We start from the raw sequence: 18,186 nt of genomic DNA, 5'->3' as shown, positions 1-18,186 counted from the left end.
GGAGGAGAGCCCGGTCGCGGAACTTTATTGGAAGGGGGTAGTCGGCACCGTGAAGCAATTCAAAGTTGCGGTGCGCGGGAGGGAACTTTTTCTACGTTTGCCAAACAGTTCTCAAGCAAATCTCAGGTAATTTCTTAAGAACAACATGGGAGATGGAAGACCGCCCGGAAAATTTTCCGGGCGGTCTGGCGAACAAACGTACTAACTATCAAGCCGCAGGCAAGAAGTCGATCGGATACAGGATGGTAATGGTTGGCACCCCGGCTTTTTCGCCGAAGTTGAACCGCTTCACCCGAGCCACGATCTTGCTGTTAAGCGCGGGCGAATCCATATCGCTGCTCTCGACCTGCGCCACAGATACCGCACCATCTGGCAGGATGGTAATTCGCAGTACCATTTTGCCCTGCAGTGCCGGATTGTTGCGCAGTTCGCGGTTGTAGATCCGGTAGAGTGCCGCCTTGTAGCGGTCGAACACAATCTGGATCTCTTCGTCGGTACGGGACGGACCCATGCCATCGCTGAGCGGACGCTCTTCGCCGGCGAAGTCACCCTCGGTGCCGATACCACTGGAAACCCGCGAGAAGCTGACACCATCCAGCGCAGTACCCACACCACCGGCGTTCCGGCTAAGTGCGGCGGTATTGATACCATCCGAACCGGATTTTGCCGCCGCGGTAATAAGTGAGCGCTGACTGCGACTTTCCTGCTTGCCCGCCGTACTCAGCTGAGTCTGCTTGCCGAGACGCTTGTCGAGGTCGTCCTGGATAAGATCCTGGAAGTTGTCCTTGAATGCCAGTACGCCAGCACGCTCGACTTTCTTGCGCACCTGCTTTTTCTCCTGATTGGAGGGTTTGGGTTCTTCCTTGGCAACCTGCTGCTTGGGCTTCTCAGGTTCTTTCTTCTTCTCTTCCGGTTTCTTCACTACCGGCTCAGGCTTGGGCTTGGGCTTTTTCTTTTCAAGCACCAGCTTGGCCAGACGCTCGGGCACTTCAACCACTTCGTCTTCATCCGGCTCAGGCAGCTGCCAGAGGTGCGCACCAAACCCGATGAAGAAGGCAATCAGCAAACACGCCAGCAAACTGAGGCGGAAGCGGCGTTCGTCCTCGCCGTTGCTGTTCCAGGGCATGACTGCCGAACGGAAAGCAGACTGCTCCAGCTCACGGGTAACTTCGTACTCGTAGTGGACGTCTTCTTCCTGCTGGCGTATTTCGCGGAACTCGGCATCGATATCGAAGAGGTCATCGCGACAATCCTCGATCTGGTCCAGCACCTTGCGCTGGCGCTCGTGCAGCAGGTCCAGGTTTGCGTTATAGATGCTGACGGTCTTCTGCAGGCGATGAATCAACGCCTTGGAAGCATCCTGCTTGTAATGCTCCGCCCAGAAAAGATCGCCAGCACCAGCATCTTCGAGCTTGCCGAGACGATCGGAAATCTCATCCAGCAGCTGGTGCTTCGCCTGATCCTGCTCCAGCGCAGCCAGTTTGCCATCAACCTGCGTACGCTCCGATTCGAGCGCAGCCAGCTGCTGGCGAACAGATTCCTGCTTCGCCGTCAGTGCCTGTTTTTGATGATCAAAATTACTCACAAACGCTCACTAACTCTGAGATGCTTTTTGAATTACCGCCAGGGAAATTCGCGTGTATCCGGCGTTGGTGCAGCTGGACATGACTTTTTTCAACACGTTAAAGGGAACGGTGCGGTCGGCCAGGATATTCACTTCCGGCGGCTCCGCCAGTAATTCCTCAAGTGCCGCAGAAACGTCTTCACCGGCCGCTGCCCGCTCTGCAAGCGCCAGCTTGGCTTCTTCCAGTTCAGTCTCGGCCATGGTCACCGCCTTACCAACCTCTTCGATCATGGCCTGCTGAATGGCCTCGATCACCAGCTCTTCGCTCAGGAACAGGTCTTCGGTTCTCATTACCGGCTTGGCTTCGATAAGAACCTCATCGTGGGTGACCATGAGGGTAACGGTCTCCCGCGGCTTGGACTCCACAACCGAATCCGGCAGGGTGATGACCTTGGGCGCTTCAATCGCTTCATTGCTAGAGCTGTTAGTCAGCAGGAAGAACACCAGAATGGTGAATACATCCATCAGCGAGGTCAGGTTCATTCCCGGCGTCTTGCGCTTGCGGCTGCGCGCCATGCGCTTCATGCGTCTACTTTCACGTTTCATGGCGCATCTCCCAGAGAAATATCGGGAAAGAGTTCCAGCGTTTCCGGTGTTGCATCGGGATCCGGCTGCGCACCCTCTGCCAGTTTCGGCATGACCTGGGCGCTGCGCACCGCATCCATGACACCCACCAAATGCTCGTAGGCCACATCCGGCTCCATCAACAGTGTGGAATCGGTTTTATCCGGGTAAGTTTCCTTGATGCGAAGCAGCTGCTCCCGCAGTTGTACCAGGTCGTACACTTCGGCCGTGGGCGCGATGATCGGAAGACCGTTTTCATCGACCGGAGCCTGACCCGAGGCTTCGCCTTCCGCGGCCCCTTCGACACCCGATTCCGCGCCGTCCTGCAGATTCAGATTGGGAAAACGGGCGATGACTTTCTCACCATCGCTGATTTCCAGCGCAGTTTTGCGAACGACCACTTCCAGGGTTACGCCCGGATCTTCCGCTCCGCCGCCGGCACCGGTGGGCATATTGAGCTCAAGGATGGTGACCCGGGAAAACACTGCGGAAACCAGCAGGAAAGGCACCAGTACCACCATCAAGTTAAGGAAGGCGGTAATGTCCAGCTCCGGGGCTTCTTTTGTTCTGCCGTGACGCCTGCTTCTCATCACACAGATTCCGGCTTGGAAGTCTTGTCTGCTGCAGCTTCATCCGTCGTAGCAACTTTTTGCTGCGCTTCTTGCGTCTGCTGCACGTCGCGATTAACCGGTTTGCTTGCGCTCTTGGTGTCCTGCACTTTTTCTTCCTGGGCGACGTCACTGCGACGACGGGTGCCCGACGACATGATGTTCAGCGCTTTAACGGACACCATTTCCAGGCTGTCTACGATCTGGCCGGTCAGGGAGTTGAGCAAGGCATGCACGATCAGCAGAGCGATACCGACCATCAGGCCGAAGGCCGTGGTGTTCATCGCCACGGAGATACTGGCAGACAGTAAGTCGGCTTTTTCTGCCGGGTTGGCGTTGGCTACCGCGGTAAAGGCTTCTATCAAGCCCATAATGGTACCGAGCAGACCCAGCAAGGTAGCGATGTTGGAGCCCAGAGCAACGTACGGGGTGCGTTTTTCCAGCTGTGGAATCGTCTCCATGATGCTTTCTTCCATGGCAATCTCGATGTCTTCACGACGGCGTACCGCGCCCTGACGCTCGAGCCCCATAGCGAGAAGTCGACCAACACCGGTATTGTCTTCTTTGACGAGATTGCGCGCGCGCTCGAAGTCACCGCTATTCAGTACCGGCTGCAGCTTCTCCCAGGCCGCTCGGTTGGTGTGACGCTCGTACACCAGACGGACATACCGCTCAATGGCTACTGCAGCGCCGAGCGCGAATACCACCAGAATGGGGTACATGAAAGCACCACCAGTCTGAAAAAAAGCGACTACGCTGTTCAAGAAATCCATCATTTGCCCTCTTGGTTTTCTTTCTCGGTTCTGCGGTTGGATTCCGCTTTCCCCTGTAATGACCGGATATGGTCTTTTTTTGGTTAAAAAATTTTAGAATCGCTGGCAACCCGCCAGTTTATTTCTACGGTTACCCAGCCTTACTCTTCTGACTGGCTCAGCTGATAGAACTCCAGTTCCCGCATAAATACTTCTTTATCCAGCGGCTGCAAAGTTGGGTCCAGCAGACTGGAATTCAAGCCACTCTCGACGCCTACCTCTGAGCTTTTCCACGGCACAATGTAGAGCGACTTGGGCGCTTCCTTGTTACCGATAATCGAGATACCGGAAAGCTCTTTGACTTCTTTGTCGACCTTATTACCACTGTCTTTCTGATCGTCCTCGGCCATTGCCATAGGAACAAACAGAACCGCGGTGGTAACCGCAACTACTCGCGAAAACTTCGACACTACCCCTTCCATCAGTTGGCCCTCCGCTTCAGGTCGGTTACCCAGAGAGCAACCTTGGCATCTTCCGGTTGATATTTCAGGTACTGGTCGAATTGTGCGAGTGCACAATTCACATCCTGAAGATAGAGGTCACACAGAATACCGAGGTTTTTGATCAGTGGCATATTGTCCGGATGAGCCTGCAGCGCATCGCTGTATGTTTTACGGGCTTCATCAAAGCGGCCCTGGCGGCGGTAGAGCACGGCAAGCTCGTTACTGGCCAGCGGATCGAGCGGAGCCGCACGCAGGGCTTCGAGGAAGGCTTCTTCCGCGTGCTTTTCATCACCGGTGCGGTAATAGCCAATTCCGAGGTTGACGTAAGGCGCGGAGAGCCGCTGTTCGCGCGCAACCACATCCTGCAGCAACTCTATGGCTTCCGGATAACGTTCACCCTGCAGGTATTCCACCGCGCGATCAAAGTCGCGAGTGACACCGCCGGAAACTTTCACACTGCTCTGGTCCACCGGGCGGCTGGATCTTTGCGGACCACTGGCGCAGGCGCTGAGCAGCAGAACAAAGACACACAGTGCGCACGTGAAGACTCTGGACGTTTGCATTAGCCCTGATCCTCCTGAACTTCGGTCTCGGCGATTACCGGGATAGGTGCAGCTTCTTCCGGAGCTGCCTCTTCATCAGCTTCAGCTTCGACAGCACTTTCCTGAGTCGTACTTTCCTGAGCCGTACTTTCCGGAACAGCAGCTTCCTGCACAGCCTCCTCTTCCACGACCGGAATCGGGACAATGCTGGTGATGATATTGCCGGCGTCTTCTTCCCGGGCATAGGTAGCCGGTACCAGAAGCGCGAGCTGCTCAATGGTTTTCGCCACCCACTTGTTGTAAATACCGGCGGCCATCAGCTCGATGTTTTTCTCGTGGACCGAGATACCACGCTCTTCAAACGGGTAGATCTGCTCCTCCAATGCCAATTCGTACTCTTCCAACTCCATGGCATTGAGATTGGTCGGGCGCTCGGAATCTTTGAGCGCGCGACTGAAGTGCAGGTAAATCTCACCCAGGTAGAAAGTTGCTGCCGCGGTAACGTCGGCCACGTTGTAATCGATCAGGTCAGAGAAAGCACTGACCGCCGACTTCATACGGGCACGCTTGTTATTAAGGTTGCGCTCCAGTGGCGCGACCAGGGCGATCTCGCGGAAGGCCTCATAACTGGGCTCTGCCAACTGCAGCGCGGCGTTACCACCCAGATAACGGGTGCGGTCATTGCGCTCGTTGCCGCCACGCAGCTCGATGCGAACCATGTCTTCGAGGGTTTTGAAGTAGGCCTGACGGTTGCCGCTGTTGCTGTAGATATCCGCAATTTTCTGTCGCGTTTCCAGCGCAGGTTCCATCGGGCTTGGGAACAACTTGACGTAGCGGTTGAGCACACCCAGCGCACGGTCATAACTTTTCGCGGCACTGTAAAGATCGGCAGCCTGAGTGAGCGCTTCGCGGCGGACATCATCGTCCTCCGACTCTTTTTCGATACGCTCGAATTCAGCACCCGCCAGCAATAGCTGGCCACTTTCCTGATAGACCACCGCGAGCTTCTTGGTGACCTCTTTTTGCAGCTTATGCTGAGGATGATTCGCGCGGAACGCCTTGAGCACGTCGGCCGCGCGGGCCCAGTTTTCCAGCTGAATCAGGGAAGCTGCCGCATCGTATTCCGCAGTGGCCAGGATACTGGCACCGGGCGCAGCACTGCGAATACGCAGGAAGTGTTCAGCGGCCGCCAGGTGATCTTCGGCCTTGCGCGCCACATCACCCTGCTGGTAAATGGCACCCGCAAGGTTGTCGATCAGATCGGGACGATCTTTGGCATCGGCCGCAGTCAGTGACAGCGCCTGGCGATAGCCCGCTTCCGCCTCTACGTAGGCCGTCGTGTCAAATGAAGCGTGAGCCACCAGCAGCCAGGCAGAGCGACGAATTTCCTGTTCCGCGGCCGGGAATTTCTCCAGCAGCAGGTGACCATTCTGAATGGTCTCAGCAAAGCTCTTCAACTTGTACAGATCGTCCACAGCACCCAGCAGGATTTGCGGCGCCTTGCCGTGTTTCGGGAAGGTTTCCGCAAACGTCAGCGAGGAGCGGATCACCTCTTTCTGGATCGCGGTTTTCTGTGCAGTGGAGCCTTTGGCCAGATCATTTTTCAGGTGTTCGCGATAGGCGAAGACCGCCGCATAACCTGCCTCGCTGGCGTCTTTATGCGCAGCGTATTGATAGGCGGTGCGCTCGTATTCCTGAGCCGCATTCAGGAAGTCGCGGTTTTCCAGCATCAAACCGGCCAGCTGGTAGTTGATACCGGGCGCCTTGGGTTGATCAGAGAAGGATTTGAGGTAGCGGCGATACCAGTGAATCGCCTCAGCGTAGTTCTCGCTTCGCTTCTGCTGGAACTCCTTATCCTTGGGCTTCACGTTCTGGTAAGCCGCGTGGTAGTGGCTCGCCAGATCGATCAGGTTGGTCTGCAGGAATTCCACCACCGTGGCGTATTCCCGGATATCGAATACGGTCCAGTATTTGGCATCCAGCGCATAGGTATTGGCGAAATCTTTCTTCGCTTCCAGCACCAGCCGTGGGAAACCACCTTTCTGGTAGATCTCGATCACGCGAATGGAAAAGTCCGGTGCAACTTTGTGCAGCGGGTTACGCTCCACAAAGGCGGTATAGGCTTTTGCGGCATCCTGATAGCGACGCTTATCCAGGTAGTATTCACCCAGGTGGCTGTAAACGTAGGACTCGTAGCCGCGCGCACCCTTGCGGGTAAAGTAATCGACGATGGAATCCGCCCCACCGAGATAGGAGAAACTCAGGCTGACGACACGGAAGGTGTCTTCGATATGCTTGCGCTCGGTTTCGTTGGTCTGCTGCTCAAAGTCGTAGCCCTGCTCAACTTTGTAATCCAGCATGCGCACGAAATCGTCCAGCGCCATTTCGTACATATCCTGCTTGAACAGGGCCCAGCCGCGCTTGTAGAGCGCCAGCTCGTAAAAGCTCGAGGTCGCACCCATACCAATGACACGGCCGTAGGACTCTTCCGCATCCAGGTACTTCTTGCGGGTGAAATAGTATTCACCCAGGCGGAAGTGGGCTTCATCCAGATGTCGGGAAGCCGGAAATTTGGCCACCAGCTGACGCAGAACAATCACCGCCTCGTCAATCTCACCGATTTCCTCGTAGGCACGGGAGAGCTGGTACATCACCTGATCATTGCGGTCGTACAGGGGGTACTGAACCAGCAGCTTCTTGTAGAGTGCGATGGCTTCACGGGCATTGGCGGCCAGCAGCGCATCGGCATTATCACCCGGCAGGCTTTCGCCAAGATCACTGGACGCACTGGAGGTACTGGCGATATCGAGCGTGCTACTCGCCCGGTTTTCGAAATCTGCCTGACTTTCCCCGCCGGTTTTGGCGACGCCATCCAGAGACATTTCGCTCCGCGCATCTCGCTCGGAAACACCGGCCGCTTTCGGTGCAGCCAGATTGACCTGCCCGGTGGCAGACCGTTTCGCCGCCGTATCAACCGCGGCTGCCACCTCGTCTTCCGACAGAATGCGTGTTTCCCGCGAAGCCGGGAAAGCACCCTCTTCCGCCCGATGCGCCTGCTTGATTTTCAGGTCGGCAATACGGCGAATGGCCTCCGGCGTAAGCGCCGTTTCGGGGGTTTCCTGCAGGTACTTCTGGTAACTCGCCAGCGCCTTTTCCAGGCTGCCGTCGATGCGGGTTTCCTGAATTTTGATATCAACCTTTTGCAGGCTGCCGATGGTTTTTCCACTGTTGCTGGCGCAGGCGCTCAGCAGCAATACGGTAGAGGCCGCGGTAACCAGACCCAGCGTATTGAAACGGGCGCAGAGTAATTTCTTATTCATTACCTACGACCTCGCCATCTGCAGGAGCTGCCGGGGCAGTCTCGTCTGCTGCTGCCTCTTGGGCGGCCTCTTTATTAGCCTGAGACTCGTTACTTAGCTGAGGCTCCAGCTCGGGCGGGTTATCGGTAGGCAGCGGCTCGCCATCCGGGTTCGCTGCGGGCTCAGCCTTTTTCAACTGTTCCATCTGAATCTGGTACTGCTCGACTTTCTGCTCGTCTGCACGGCGCTCCTGGAGCTCATTGGCACGGTCATAACTGTCCGCGAGCGCGAAGCGTGCCTTGATCTGATAGCTCTCGAGCTGTGCTCGGCGCTGATCCAGTTCGTGGATCGCCAGCTGCTCCAGCATGCGACCCTGGCGGTTCATCAACTGGTCGATACGCTCCTGGGACTGCTCGATACCCGCACGCAGGCTGATGATCTGATCGCTGTAACCTTCATAGCTGTGGGTAGCCGCCTGTCGGCTCCGCACGTAGCGGTGATATGTTTCCTGCAGCACCGCGATATCCTTGTCCAGCGCCTGCAATCGTTTAAAGGCCTTGGTGAGACGGTCATCGAACTCTCTGGAGAGGCGGAATTTCAGCACACCTTCAAGACGGGCGACACGGGCCTCGGTCTCTTCGCTGTTCAGGCTGGGGTTATAGGACAGAATTTCCCGGATATTTTCCAGGATCAGGCGCGATTCGGTCTCGTCACTTTTCGCCAGCAATTCCGGGCGGCGGTTGACCAGCAGGTTGTCGATACGGGCGGCGAGGTGCTGGCGCTGCTCCATACGCATTTTGATGCGGGCATCAATCTGGCGGAACTGCACATCCAGCCCCGGCAATATCGGTTCGTAATAGCTGCGGCGCAGGGCAATAATTTCTTCAAATGCGGAGAGGCTCTGCAGCCAGTCTTTGTTCCGCTCGAACAGGTCGTTCAAATCCTGGTAGTTGCGCAGAAACTCTTGGTAATCATTGGACGCCATCAGGTCCAGCAGGTAGTGGGTCTCCGGGGCATCCGGCAGCTTGCGCAGCTCCACCACCCAGTTTTTAACCTGGCTCGCCTCTTTTCGACGCAGAGCTTCCAGCAATTTGCCTTCGCGGATACTGTCGATGGAGCGGCTCAGTACATCCACCTGCTCGCCAAAGTAGTCCAGCGCCTGGCCATAGTTCACCGCCGCGGTACTGTGCACATCCAGCTTACCGTAGGCATAGGGCACCGCCATCATGGATTCCTGAACCGCAGCGTTTGTGGGCTGCCGTTCCTTCAACAACTGCCAAGGTACCAGTGCACGGTCGTAACGCCCCGCATTGGCTTCCACCCAGCCGGCACCCAATAGCGCCTGATTGGAAAAGGGGCCTGAGAGCTGCACCCGGTCAAAATAGGTCCGCGCACGCTCGTACTCTTTCGCTTCCATCAACTGGTAGCCGAGCAGCAGGTTGGTCTTGTCCTGCAACGCCTGCTTGGCATTACCACTACCGGCGTTGCGCCCCAGGCCATCCAACTCCAGTACACCGCGCTCGGTTTCACCGGCTTTCAGCAGGGCAATACCCAGGTTGTACTCTACAAAGCCATTCAGGGACCTCTCGCCCTTGAGGTCTCGCAGCAGCTCAACCGCTTCGTTAAAACGCCCGAGCTGCATGTAAACGCGCGCGCGCAGGAACTGCTCTTCCGCCCGCACCCGTTCCGGTACGCGCCCTTCGATCATCTCGAGCGCCTGCAGCGCATTATCGAACTGTTGTTTGTGATAGTGGATTTTGGCCAGCCGGTAGGCCGCTTCATTTTTCACCGGCTGCGGCACATTGCCCTTGAGTACCGCTTCGATCGCGCGCCCGGCTTCCCGGTGCATACGATAAGAAAGCTCCAGGTCCCCTACCGCAAACTCCGCCTGACCGAAGTGCACACTGAACGGATCCAGCTCCGGATCATCCAGCAGGCGAAACTGTTTGAGCTCGGTATCCAGCCCGACAATCGCGTCGAAATAGTTTTCTTGATAGGCATTGAACAGCGCTTCACCGAAGAACAGGTCTTTCAGCTCTTCGGTTTCCAAGGCTGTGGGATCGACAGGCGCTTTGGCCTGCACAGGAAGACTGTGCAGCGTCGTCAATGCCGACAGCGCAGCACCGGCAATTGCGCAGGCCAGACGGGGAAACATGCTTACCAGTCCTTGAAGTTGATGGCTGACTGGGCACCGGCGATCTGGATTTCAACGAACTTGGGCCCCACCGCCTTTTCCACACTGACGCTGGCCGTTCCGCGATACTCCTTGCCAGACTTGGATTTGCCGATGTAGCTCACCACCAGCGGGTGGGCTCCGGTCTGTACATTGGCCGTGTGGATACGCTGGACACCGCCCTGCTGCAGGGCTTCAATTTCGCGATAGGTGTAGAGATGGTGGGCGACGATCTGGTTGTCGAGGGTCACCTCAACAGACTCCAGACTGAATTCTTCGCCGCTGGCGAGGGAAATGAAGAATGCGGCCTGGGTATTGGAGGGGAAAAGGAGCTTCTCCTCCAGCCGGTTCAATTCGGATGTCAGACTGATAACGTCCTTCTTGACGTCCTGAATCTGCTCATCGAGACCGCGAATTTCCTCGCGGCTTACGTTCTGGGCATTCGCCAGAACAGACAGCGACAGCACACAGGCTGTTGCCAGAGAAATCAGAATTCTGCACATATCCCTTAAACCTCAGATCCCACCCCGGATTCGGTTCGCTCGCAAAAATCTGTCGCGAACGACTAGCGCTGCGATTGTAGGGCAAGGAGGGATAAGGGATATGTGAGGCGCTTCAAAACTCGCGCAGAGAGTTAGAGAAGAATTTTTTCTTAAAATTCAAAGCACAAGAGAAAAAAGCTCGATAATGTGACAGGTTTCACGACACTTGTTCGCTGCTCGCAGGAGACCTGGATCACGATTTAGCCACGACTGGCGGAACTGTATCTAGTTTTCATTTAAATGGGATCTTGCGACTAGAGAAATCAAAGGCCACAAGAGAAGCAAGCACTTACTTTGGTAACCAGAGAGCACTACCATTTTTTCAGCGCCTGCTCGTCGCTGTCTCGCGCCTCAACCCACTGACCATTATCGCGATCATTCTGATTACCGCCCTCACCCAATTCCTTTTTCCAGAAAGGAGCACGGCTTTTCAGGTAGTCCATGATAAACGCACAGGCATCCAGCGCGGCCTGGCGATGTACGGAGCTGGTACCGACAAACACAATCTCGTCCCCGGCGCTCAGGGAGCCGTAGCGGTGGATAACCCGCACACGCCCCAGTGGCCAGCGTGCAGCGGCTTCGCGCGCGATGTCGGTGAGTGCTGACTCCGCCATTCCCGGGTAATGCTCCAGCTCTAACACACTGACCAGTTTTTTCTGACCGGCTTCATCAATGGCCCCTGTGGTTGGTGACGATTTAGCTGGCGAAAAATCACGCACATTGCCCACAAACATCGCTGTTGCACCGTCAGAGGAGTTCTCTTTGCGCAGTTGACCGTACTCTGCACCAGGGTCAAACCCTTCCGCCTGTACCGAAACGAAAATCTCTGCAGCCATTCTGAACTACCTCTCTCGGCCTGCGTTAACCACCGGTGACCGGTGGAAAAAAAGCGACTTCGTCGCCGTCCTTGACCGCCGCATCCATGGTGGAAAGCTGCTGATTTAGCGCGACCTGCAGCTGTTCGTTGGCCAGTGCCGTTTGCCAGGCTGGATCTTTTTCACTCAATTTCTTACGCAGCGCATCAAGGTTGGTTACGCCTGTGGCGTCGGCCTCCAGGGCATCACACCCGAGCTGCTCCCGCAGGCTGGCAAAAAACAGTACTTTGATCATTATTTTGTTAACCCTCTCCTGCCCCGTTCTTTTCCGCCAGCCAATGTCCGCGCTTGCCACCGGTTTTTTCCTGCAGCTTTGTTGGACCAATGATCATGGAAGGATCCACGGCCTTGCACATGTCATAGATGGTGAGGGCCGCCACACTGGCAGCGGTGAGTGCTTCCATCTCGACACCGGTGCGGCCGGCCAGACGGCAGTAGCTGGCAATGTTCACGGTATTGGCCGACTCATCGAGTTCGAAGTCCACCTGAACTTTGGTGAGCGCCAGGGGATGGCAAAGCGGTATCAGGTCGGCCGTTTTCTTGGCGGCCTGGATCCCGGCGATGCGCGCGGTGGCAAGCACATCCCCTTTTTTGTTGTTGCCCGCCTTTAATTGCTGGAAGGCTTCCGCAGACATGGCAACGGCGGATTGGGCACGGGCACTGCGGTCGGTGATGTCTTTGTCGGTGACATCCACCATGCTGGCTTCGCCCTGCTGGTTCAGGTGGGTGAGGGTCATAGTATTTCTGGTCTTTCTATTTTAGTTGCGCGGTCTTGAGCGACTTACTTTGGTTAACTTCCTTGGGCAACTTACCTGGCCAACTTACTTGGCCAGCTTACTTGGTCAGGTAGCCGACGAAGTTGCAGGGCATGTGGGATGCGGTCAGCTGCTCTTTGAGTAGTTTGGTCCAGCCGGTTCGGCAGGCACCGGTCGAGCCGGGCAGGCAGGCAACGAGGGTTTTGTTGGCGAGTCCGGCCAGTGCGCGCGACTGGATGGTGGAGGAGCCGATTTCTTCGAAGCTGATGGAGCGGAACATTTCGCCGAAGCCGTCGATGTGTTTTTCGAGCAGGGGGGCGAGTGCTTCGGGGGTGGAGTCGCGCCCGGCGAAGCCGGTGCCGCCGGTGGTGATGATGACGTGGATTTCGGGGTCGGCGATCCAGGCGGATACTTTGGCGCGCAGGAGGTATTTGTCGTCGATGACGATGGCTTTGTCGGCGAGGGTGTGGCCGTCTTCCTTCAGGGCTTCTACCAAGTATTTACCGGAGGTGTCGTTTTCTTCGGTTCTGGTGTCGGAAACGGTGAGGATTGCGATATTCAGTTTTTGGTTTTTATCTTTCGGCTCGTGTGCCATGGGATTGTGCTCCGTAGCTTCCTTTGTCAGGTGCTCTGTTCCAAGTATGTGGCGCTGGAGCGCTAGGGGGCAGCTTTTCAGGACCGCTGTGAATACATCCCTGTACGCTTCGTCGGCAACATCCCTGTTGCCGACGATCCTGAAAAGCTGCCCCCTACCACTCCAGCTTCAATTTAAATATGTGTTCTGCGTAAGCTGAAGAAGTTCAACCACCGATGATCGACAGGTTTTGAGTACCGCCGGTATTCCCCTGCTGCAGGTAGTGGCTGACTTCTTTATTGCCAATCAGGGTGCGGACTTTCTCTGCCAGCGCGTCGGCATCGCCGGTGCGGATGGTGTCTCTGAGATCAAGTCCGGCATCGGAAAATAAACACAGGTGCAGTTTGCCCTGCGCGGAAACCCGCAAACGGTTGCAGCTGCTGCAGAAGTCTTTGCTGTAGGGGGTAATTAAACCGATGCGACCGGCGTAGTCCGGGTGGACGTATTCCCGTGCAGGGCCTGCGTCAATGGCTCTTGGCAGCAGCTGCCAGCCGCTTTCAATCAGCTGTTGCTCTATTTCCGAGCCGCGCAGGTGGTTGCTGGCGAAGTAATTGCGGTTGTCGCCGGTCTGCATCAGTTCGATGAAGCGCAAGGTGACGGGGGTGGTTTTCAGCCAGTGCAGGAATTGTTGTAGTCGGGTTTGTGCGCCGTCACTCAGGAGCACAGCGTTTACTTTGGTCTGGATTCCCAGTTCCAGTGCGCGGTCGATGCCGGTGAGGATTTTAGGGAGGCAGTCGTGGCCGGTGACCTGGGCGAATTCGCTGGCGTCGAGGCTGTCGATGCTGATGTTCAGCTGGTCGAGGCCATTTTGGTGCCAGGTGTCGATGACGCTCGGGAGTTTGTAGCCGTTGCTGGTAACCGCGACGCGACGAATGCCCGGGGTGGTTTTTGCGGCGCTGATGATCTCGGGGAGGTCTTTGCGCAGGGAGGGTTCACCACCGCTGAGGCGTACCTTGCGGGTGCCCAGTTGCGCAAACGCGCCCATGACGGTGCGGGCTTCCGCGACGCTGAGATCGGGCTGCTTGTGCGTTGCCTGGTAGCCGTCAGGCAGGCAGTAGTCGCAACGGAAGTTGCAGACGTCTGTAACTGACAGGCGCAGATAGTAGAAGCGACGGCCATGGCCGTCTTGCAGTATGTCTTGTTTACTCATCACCTTTCCAAATGCGGGAGGCCGTTCGGTTTCCCTCGCGACCCTGGCGGGCAGAAGATCTGCCTGCGGCCACACGCTCTTATCCATTGACTTAGAACGAGTGGCTCGGTGTATTTAATTTGTTTACAACTAACGCGTTTTTCGTACCAAAGTTAGATCAACCTACCCTCTGTCCAAGAATAGCCATCAAATCGATGCTGGTATCCCGGGAACTCAGGTCCATTAATTTTTCCAGGCTGTTCAGGTGATCGACGATGGCCTGGCGGGCGCCTTCTCCATCACCGGAACGCAAATTTTTCAGCAGGCGCGTATGGTCGCCTTTCAGGTAGCAGGACGCCAGCCCCTCCCGTTTGTACAGTGCAATCACAATGGAGGTGCGCAAGATCAGGTCCGTCAGAAAGTTACCCAGCACCCGGTTCGGCGACAAATCCGCCACCATATGGTGGATCGCCAGGGAGTGCTCAATCCGTGCCGGCTCATCGCCGTCGGCATGAGCCTCGGACTCTGCCTGGACCAGTTTCTCCAGTGCCTTCAGCTGCACCGGCTTCATATTACCCGCCAGCAGTGAGCACACCTCGCCTTCCACCAGGCGACGGGCCGCAAAGGTCTCGCGGGTTTCCTCGATGGACGGCGCTCGCACCCGCGCCACCTGATTCGGCGCCTGGGTAATGACGTGGTCGGCATCCAGCCGGGTCAGTGCCTTGCGGATTACCGAGCGGCTGACACCGAAGATTTCTCCCAGTGCCACCTCTGGCAAACGGGTATTTGGCGGCAGACGCTGGGTCAGTACCGCCTTGCGGATCTTGTCCACAATCTGCTGATCGGTCACGCGGCCCCCCGCCTTGACCTCCGCCAGCACCTCCTGCTGCCAGGACTTGCTCATGCTTCTCTTCCCGCTGCCATTTCGCCGCCGACACCATTACTGGCACTGCGAACTTCTCAAACCGCCGCGCTTTGTTCTGGTGGCGGCTAATTCATTGTTATTTTGTGTCGTCAGCTAGTGTATACGAAATACGCTCGAGCGTACCATCAACCGGCGACTTCCAGGATCTTCAGGGTATTGGTACCGCCGTGGGACTGCATCAGGTCGCCTCGAATCAGAATGACCTGATCTCCGGCTTGTGCGATACCCCGATCCTTCAAAACGCTCAAAGCACGCTGATTCAGTTCTCTGTCACCCTGATCGCCGGGTTCAAACAGTACCGAGATAACCCCGCGATACAGCGCCATTCGCCGCTGTGCCACCGGATCGTGGGCCAGGCCGACAATCGGCAGGCCGGAACGGATGCGCGAGGCGATTAAAGGTGTGTAACCGGTCTGGGTCATGCAGGCGATCGCGGTCACGCCTGCGAGGTGGTTGGCGGCGTACATGGCCGACAGGGAGATGGTCTCGTCAATGCGGGTAAACCCCTGGTGCATACGGTGGCCGGACTCCTGTGCCGAGCGCTCCCGTTCGGCGCCCAGGCACAGTCGGTGCATGGCTTCCACCGCTTCCACCGGAAAGTCACCGGCCGCCGTTTCCGCAGACAGCATTACTGCATCGGTGCCGTCCAATACTGCATTGGCCACATCGAATACTTCCGCCCGGGTGGGTAGTGGCGCGGTAATCATGGTTTCCAACATCTGGGTGGCGGTGATGACCGCACGATTGAGCTGGCGGGCGCGCTTGATCATGCGCTTCTGCACACCGATCAGGGCCGCGTCCCCGATTTCCACACCGAGGTCCCCGCGGGCCACCATCACCGCTTCCGAAGCCTCGATGATTTCATCCAGTACCTGCTCATTTTCGACCGCCTCGGCGCGCTCGACCTTGGCCACCAGGCCTATGTGCTTGCCGGCTTCACCGAGCAGTGCCCGCGCTTCACGCATATCTTCGGCGCTGCGAGGAAAGGAGACGGCGAGATAGTCCACACCGATTTCGATTGCCGTTTTCAGGTCGGTTTTGTCTTTGTCGGTCAGCGCCGCGGCGGAAAGGCCGCCGCCCTGCTTGTTGATACCTTTGTTGTTAGACAGGCGGCCGCCAACCGTGACCGTGGTGTGTACCTCGCTATCGGTCACCTCTTGCACCTGCAGTACCACACGGCCGTCATCCAGCAGCAGCATGTCTCCCGCGGAGACATCGTGGATCAGTTCCTTGTAGTCACATCCCACCCGCTTTTCATCGCCGTCATTAGTATCCAGTGCCATATCCAGCACGAAGGGCTGACCTTCCTGCAGGTTGACGGCATTGTCGCGAAAGCGGGCAATACGAATTTTTGGCCCCTGCAGATCCCCCAGGGCAGCCACGGTTTTCCCAAGGCGATCCGCAATTTCGCGTACCTGCTGCAGGCGACGACGGTGGTCTTCCGCAGTGCCGTGGGAAAAATTCAGCCGCACCACATCCACGCCGGCCTTGAGCATTTTTTCCAACACCCCGGTTTTGTCGCTGGCGGGGCCCAGGGTGGCGACGATTTTGGTTCGCCGGATGGGATTGGCGGTGCGCTGGCTGGCTGGAATCTGGCTCATGGAGACCTCGCTATGGATACTTCAATTTTTTATTTGGCGGACGGCAAAACCAGAATGGCACGGAAATCATTCACATTGGTGCGCGTGGGACCTGTCACGATCAGGTTTTCCAGTTCTGCAAAGAAACTATAGGCATCGTTGTTGGCCAGGTACTCCCGCGGGGTCAACCCCTGCGCCTGCATCTTCGCCCAGTCGTCCGGGGAGAATATAGCGCCGGCATTGTCTTCGGAGCCATCGATTCCGTCGGTATCGATCGCGAGGCCGTAAATACCCGAGGTACCGCCGAGGGCTGTAAACAGGCCCAGTAAATACTCCACATTGCGTCCACCACGGCCATTACCGGTAACGGTAACGCTGGTTTCCCCGCCAGACAGTATCAGCAATGGATGGGTAATTTCCCGCTGTGCACGCAGTGCCAGCTGCGCGTGCTCACGCCCCAGCTCCCGCGCCTCACCTTCGAGGTTGTCGCCGAGTACACGTACATCGACACCGGTGCTGATGGCCGCATCGCTGGCGGCATCCAGTGCGTCACTGGCCTTGGCCAGTACACGGGCGGTGTCACGGGAGAAATCCTTGTCGCCCAGCTTGGGGGCTTTCTTCCCGCTTTTCAGATGCGCGCGCACGGCGTCATCAATTTCGATGTTGTAACGCTGCAGGATTTCCAGAGCATCTTCCGGAGTGGAGGTGTCGGGCAATGTCGGCCCTGAGGCGATCAGGGTCGGGTCGTCGCCGGGCACGTCGGAAATCAGGTAGGTGACGACGCGCGCGGGGTGTGCAGCAGCGGCGAGTCGGCCGCCCTTGATCGCGGAGAGGTGCCGGCGCACGGTATTGATTTCCCGAATCGGCGCGCCACAGCGCAACAGGGCTTTGTTGATGGCCTGCTTCTGGGCGAGGGTCAGGCCCGGTGCCGGCAGTGTCATCAGCGCGGAGCCACCACCGGATATGAGCGCGATGACGAGATCGTTTTTGCCGAGGTCTTTGACGGCGGCGAGCATCCGTTTGGCGGCAATTTCTCCCATGTTGTCGGGCATGGGATGGGAGGCTTCGAGGACTTCGATTTTTTTGCAGTTGGCGCCGTGTTCGTAGCGGGTGACGACGAGGCCTTCGATCTCCGAGCGCATGTATTTTTTGGCCCAGGCTTTTTCGAGGGCGGCGGCCATGGCGGCGGCGGCTTTGCCGGCACCGATGACTATGGTGCGGCCGGTGGGCGGTTCGGGCAGGCGTGAGGGCAGCAGGGTTTCCGGATGGACGCTGGAGATGGCAATTTCAGCCAGGCCACGCAACCAGGCCGTGTAGTCCGCCGGGCGATTGAGGGACTGAAGTTCGGGCAGTTTGTTCATCGGCGAAATCCTCGTCATTGTTATTTGCGACATATCGGATGGTCCGGGTCTTCTAAAGCAGGCTCGTTGGCGGCGAAGCACTGGGTGAAAGGTTTCAGGACCGCTGTAGACCCATCCCTGGGCGCTGCGGCGCAAACGTCCTGTTTGCGACGCTCCTGAAACCTTTCACCCAGCACTCCGCCTTCACTTCACATCTATTACTTCGTAAGCGATTCACCCGTCGACAGTGTAGCGCCACCTCAAGGCCATTGGACCTTCAAGCCGGATAAGGGAAACGTGTCCGACAGTGTGGCTCACGGAGAAGAGCCTTACTGGGGAGT

17 protein-coding genes and 1 riboswitch are annotated in these 18,186 nt (G+C 57.2%); all 17 genes read right to left on the bottom strand.

What is annotated here, in order from left to right; translation table 11 throughout:
- Positions 1–208: 208 nt before the first annotated feature.
- Positions 209–1,585 carry an AgmX/PglI C-terminal domain-containing protein gene (locus GRX76_RS07075; protein ID WP_160152663.1) on the bottom strand — a complete coding sequence of 459 codons (1,377 nt, stop codon included), beginning with the start codon at positions 1,583–1,585 and terminating at the stop codon, positions 209–211.
- 9 nt (positions 1,586–1,594) lie between these two features.
- On the bottom strand, positions 1,595–2,170 hold the full coding sequence (locus tag GRX76_RS07070; protein WP_236250588.1) for a biopolymer transporter ExbD: 576 nt from the start codon (positions 2,168–2,170) through the stop codon (positions 1,595–1,597).
- Positions 2,167–2,778 (bottom strand): biopolymer transporter ExbD, encoded by a 612-nt coding sequence (locus GRX76_RS07065; protein WP_160154863.1) that lies wholly within the window; start codon positions 2,776–2,778, stop codon positions 2,167–2,169. Before GRX76_RS07065 ends, GRX76_RS07070 begins: the two co-directional genes overlap by 4 nt.
- The gene (locus GRX76_RS07060; RefSeq protein WP_236250587.1) at positions 2,778–3,572 is read right to left on the bottom strand and encodes a MotA/TolQ/ExbB proton channel family protein; all 795 of its coding nucleotides are present in this window, start codon (positions 3,570–3,572) and stop codon (positions 2,778–2,780) included. The genes GRX76_RS07065 and GRX76_RS07060 overlap by 1 nt, the downstream gene beginning before the upstream one ends.
- 137 nt (positions 3,573–3,709) lie before the next feature.
- A complete protein-coding gene (locus GRX76_RS07055) occupies positions 3,710–4,018 on the bottom strand; it encodes a hypothetical protein (RefSeq protein ID WP_160152662.1) in 309 nt (102 codons plus the stop codon).
- An 11-nt stretch (positions 4,019–4,029) separates the two neighbouring features.
- Positions 4,030–4,614, bottom strand: a complete 585-nt coding sequence (locus tag GRX76_RS07050) for a tetratricopeptide repeat protein (RefSeq protein ID WP_160152661.1) — start codon at positions 4,612–4,614, stop codon at positions 4,030–4,032.
- Positions 4,614–7,913 (bottom strand): tetratricopeptide repeat protein, encoded by a 3,300-nt coding sequence (locus tag GRX76_RS07045; RefSeq protein ID WP_160152660.1) that lies wholly within the window; start codon positions 7,911–7,913, stop codon positions 4,614–4,616. The genes GRX76_RS07050 and GRX76_RS07045 overlap by 1 nt, the downstream gene beginning before the upstream one ends.
- Positions 7,906–10,047 (bottom strand): tetratricopeptide repeat protein, encoded by a 2,142-nt coding sequence (locus tag GRX76_RS07040; RefSeq protein WP_160152659.1) that lies wholly within the window; start codon positions 10,045–10,047, stop codon positions 7,906–7,908. The genes GRX76_RS07045 and GRX76_RS07040 overlap by 8 nt, the downstream gene beginning before the upstream one ends.
- Before the next feature lie 2 nt (positions 10,048–10,049).
- Positions 10,050–10,568: a hypothetical protein gene (locus tag GRX76_RS07035; RefSeq protein WP_160152658.1), complete on the bottom strand. Its 519-nt coding sequence runs from the start codon at positions 10,566–10,568 to the stop codon at positions 10,050–10,052.
- Positions 10,569–10,918: 350 nt separating this feature from the next.
- Positions 10,919–11,443: a molybdenum cofactor biosynthesis protein MoaE gene (locus tag GRX76_RS07030; RefSeq protein WP_160152657.1), complete on the bottom strand. Its 525-nt coding sequence runs from the start codon at positions 11,441–11,443 to the stop codon at positions 10,919–10,921.
- A gap of 25 nt (positions 11,444–11,468) precedes the next feature.
- Positions 11,469–11,717, bottom strand: a complete 249-nt coding sequence (gene moaD, locus GRX76_RS07025) for a molybdopterin synthase sulfur carrier subunit (RefSeq protein WP_160152656.1) — start codon at positions 11,715–11,717, stop codon at positions 11,469–11,471.
- Between the two features lie 7 nt (positions 11,718–11,724).
- Entirely contained in the window at positions 11,725–12,219 is a 495-nt protein-coding gene (gene moaC, locus GRX76_RS07020) for a cyclic pyranopterin monophosphate synthase MoaC (RefSeq protein WP_160152655.1), read from the bottom strand.
- 97 nt (positions 12,220–12,316) lie between these two features.
- On the bottom strand, positions 12,317–12,832 hold the full coding sequence (moaB, locus tag GRX76_RS07015) for a molybdenum cofactor biosynthesis protein B (protein ID WP_160152654.1): 516 nt from the start codon (positions 12,830–12,832) through the stop codon (positions 12,317–12,319).
- Between the two features lie 205 nt (positions 12,833–13,037).
- On the bottom strand, positions 13,038–14,021 hold the full coding sequence (gene moaA, locus GRX76_RS07010; RefSeq protein ID WP_201276935.1) for a GTP 3',8-cyclase MoaA: 984 nt from the start codon (positions 14,019–14,021) through the stop codon (positions 13,038–13,040).
- A riboswitch (molybdenum cofactor riboswitch) is annotated at positions 14,006–14,144 on the bottom strand. (Overlaps the previous gene by 16 nt.)
- Before the next feature lie 34 nt (positions 14,145–14,178).
- Positions 14,179–14,904, bottom strand: coding sequence for a GntR family transcriptional regulator (locus tag GRX76_RS07005; RefSeq protein ID WP_160152653.1), 726 nt, complete (start codon positions 14,902–14,904; stop codon positions 14,179–14,181).
- A gap of 146 nt (positions 14,905–15,050) precedes the next feature.
- The gene (pyk, locus tag GRX76_RS07000) at positions 15,051–16,526 is read right to left on the bottom strand and encodes a pyruvate kinase (protein WP_160152652.1); all 1,476 of its coding nucleotides are present in this window, start codon (positions 16,524–16,526) and stop codon (positions 15,051–15,053) included.
- Between the two features lie 29 nt (positions 16,527–16,555).
- Positions 16,556–17,866, bottom strand: a complete 1,311-nt coding sequence (locus tag GRX76_RS06995) for a glycerate kinase (protein WP_160152651.1) — start codon at positions 17,864–17,866, stop codon at positions 16,556–16,558.
- Positions 17,867–18,186 lie beyond the last annotated feature (320 nt).

The organism is Microbulbifer sp. ALW1, assembly GCF_009903625.1.
GTDB lineage: Bacteria > Pseudomonadota > Gammaproteobacteria > Pseudomonadales > Cellvibrionaceae > Microbulbifer.
The sequence above is the reverse complement of the archived record's forward strand: the minus strand, read 5'-3'. Positions and strand labels throughout refer to the sequence as shown.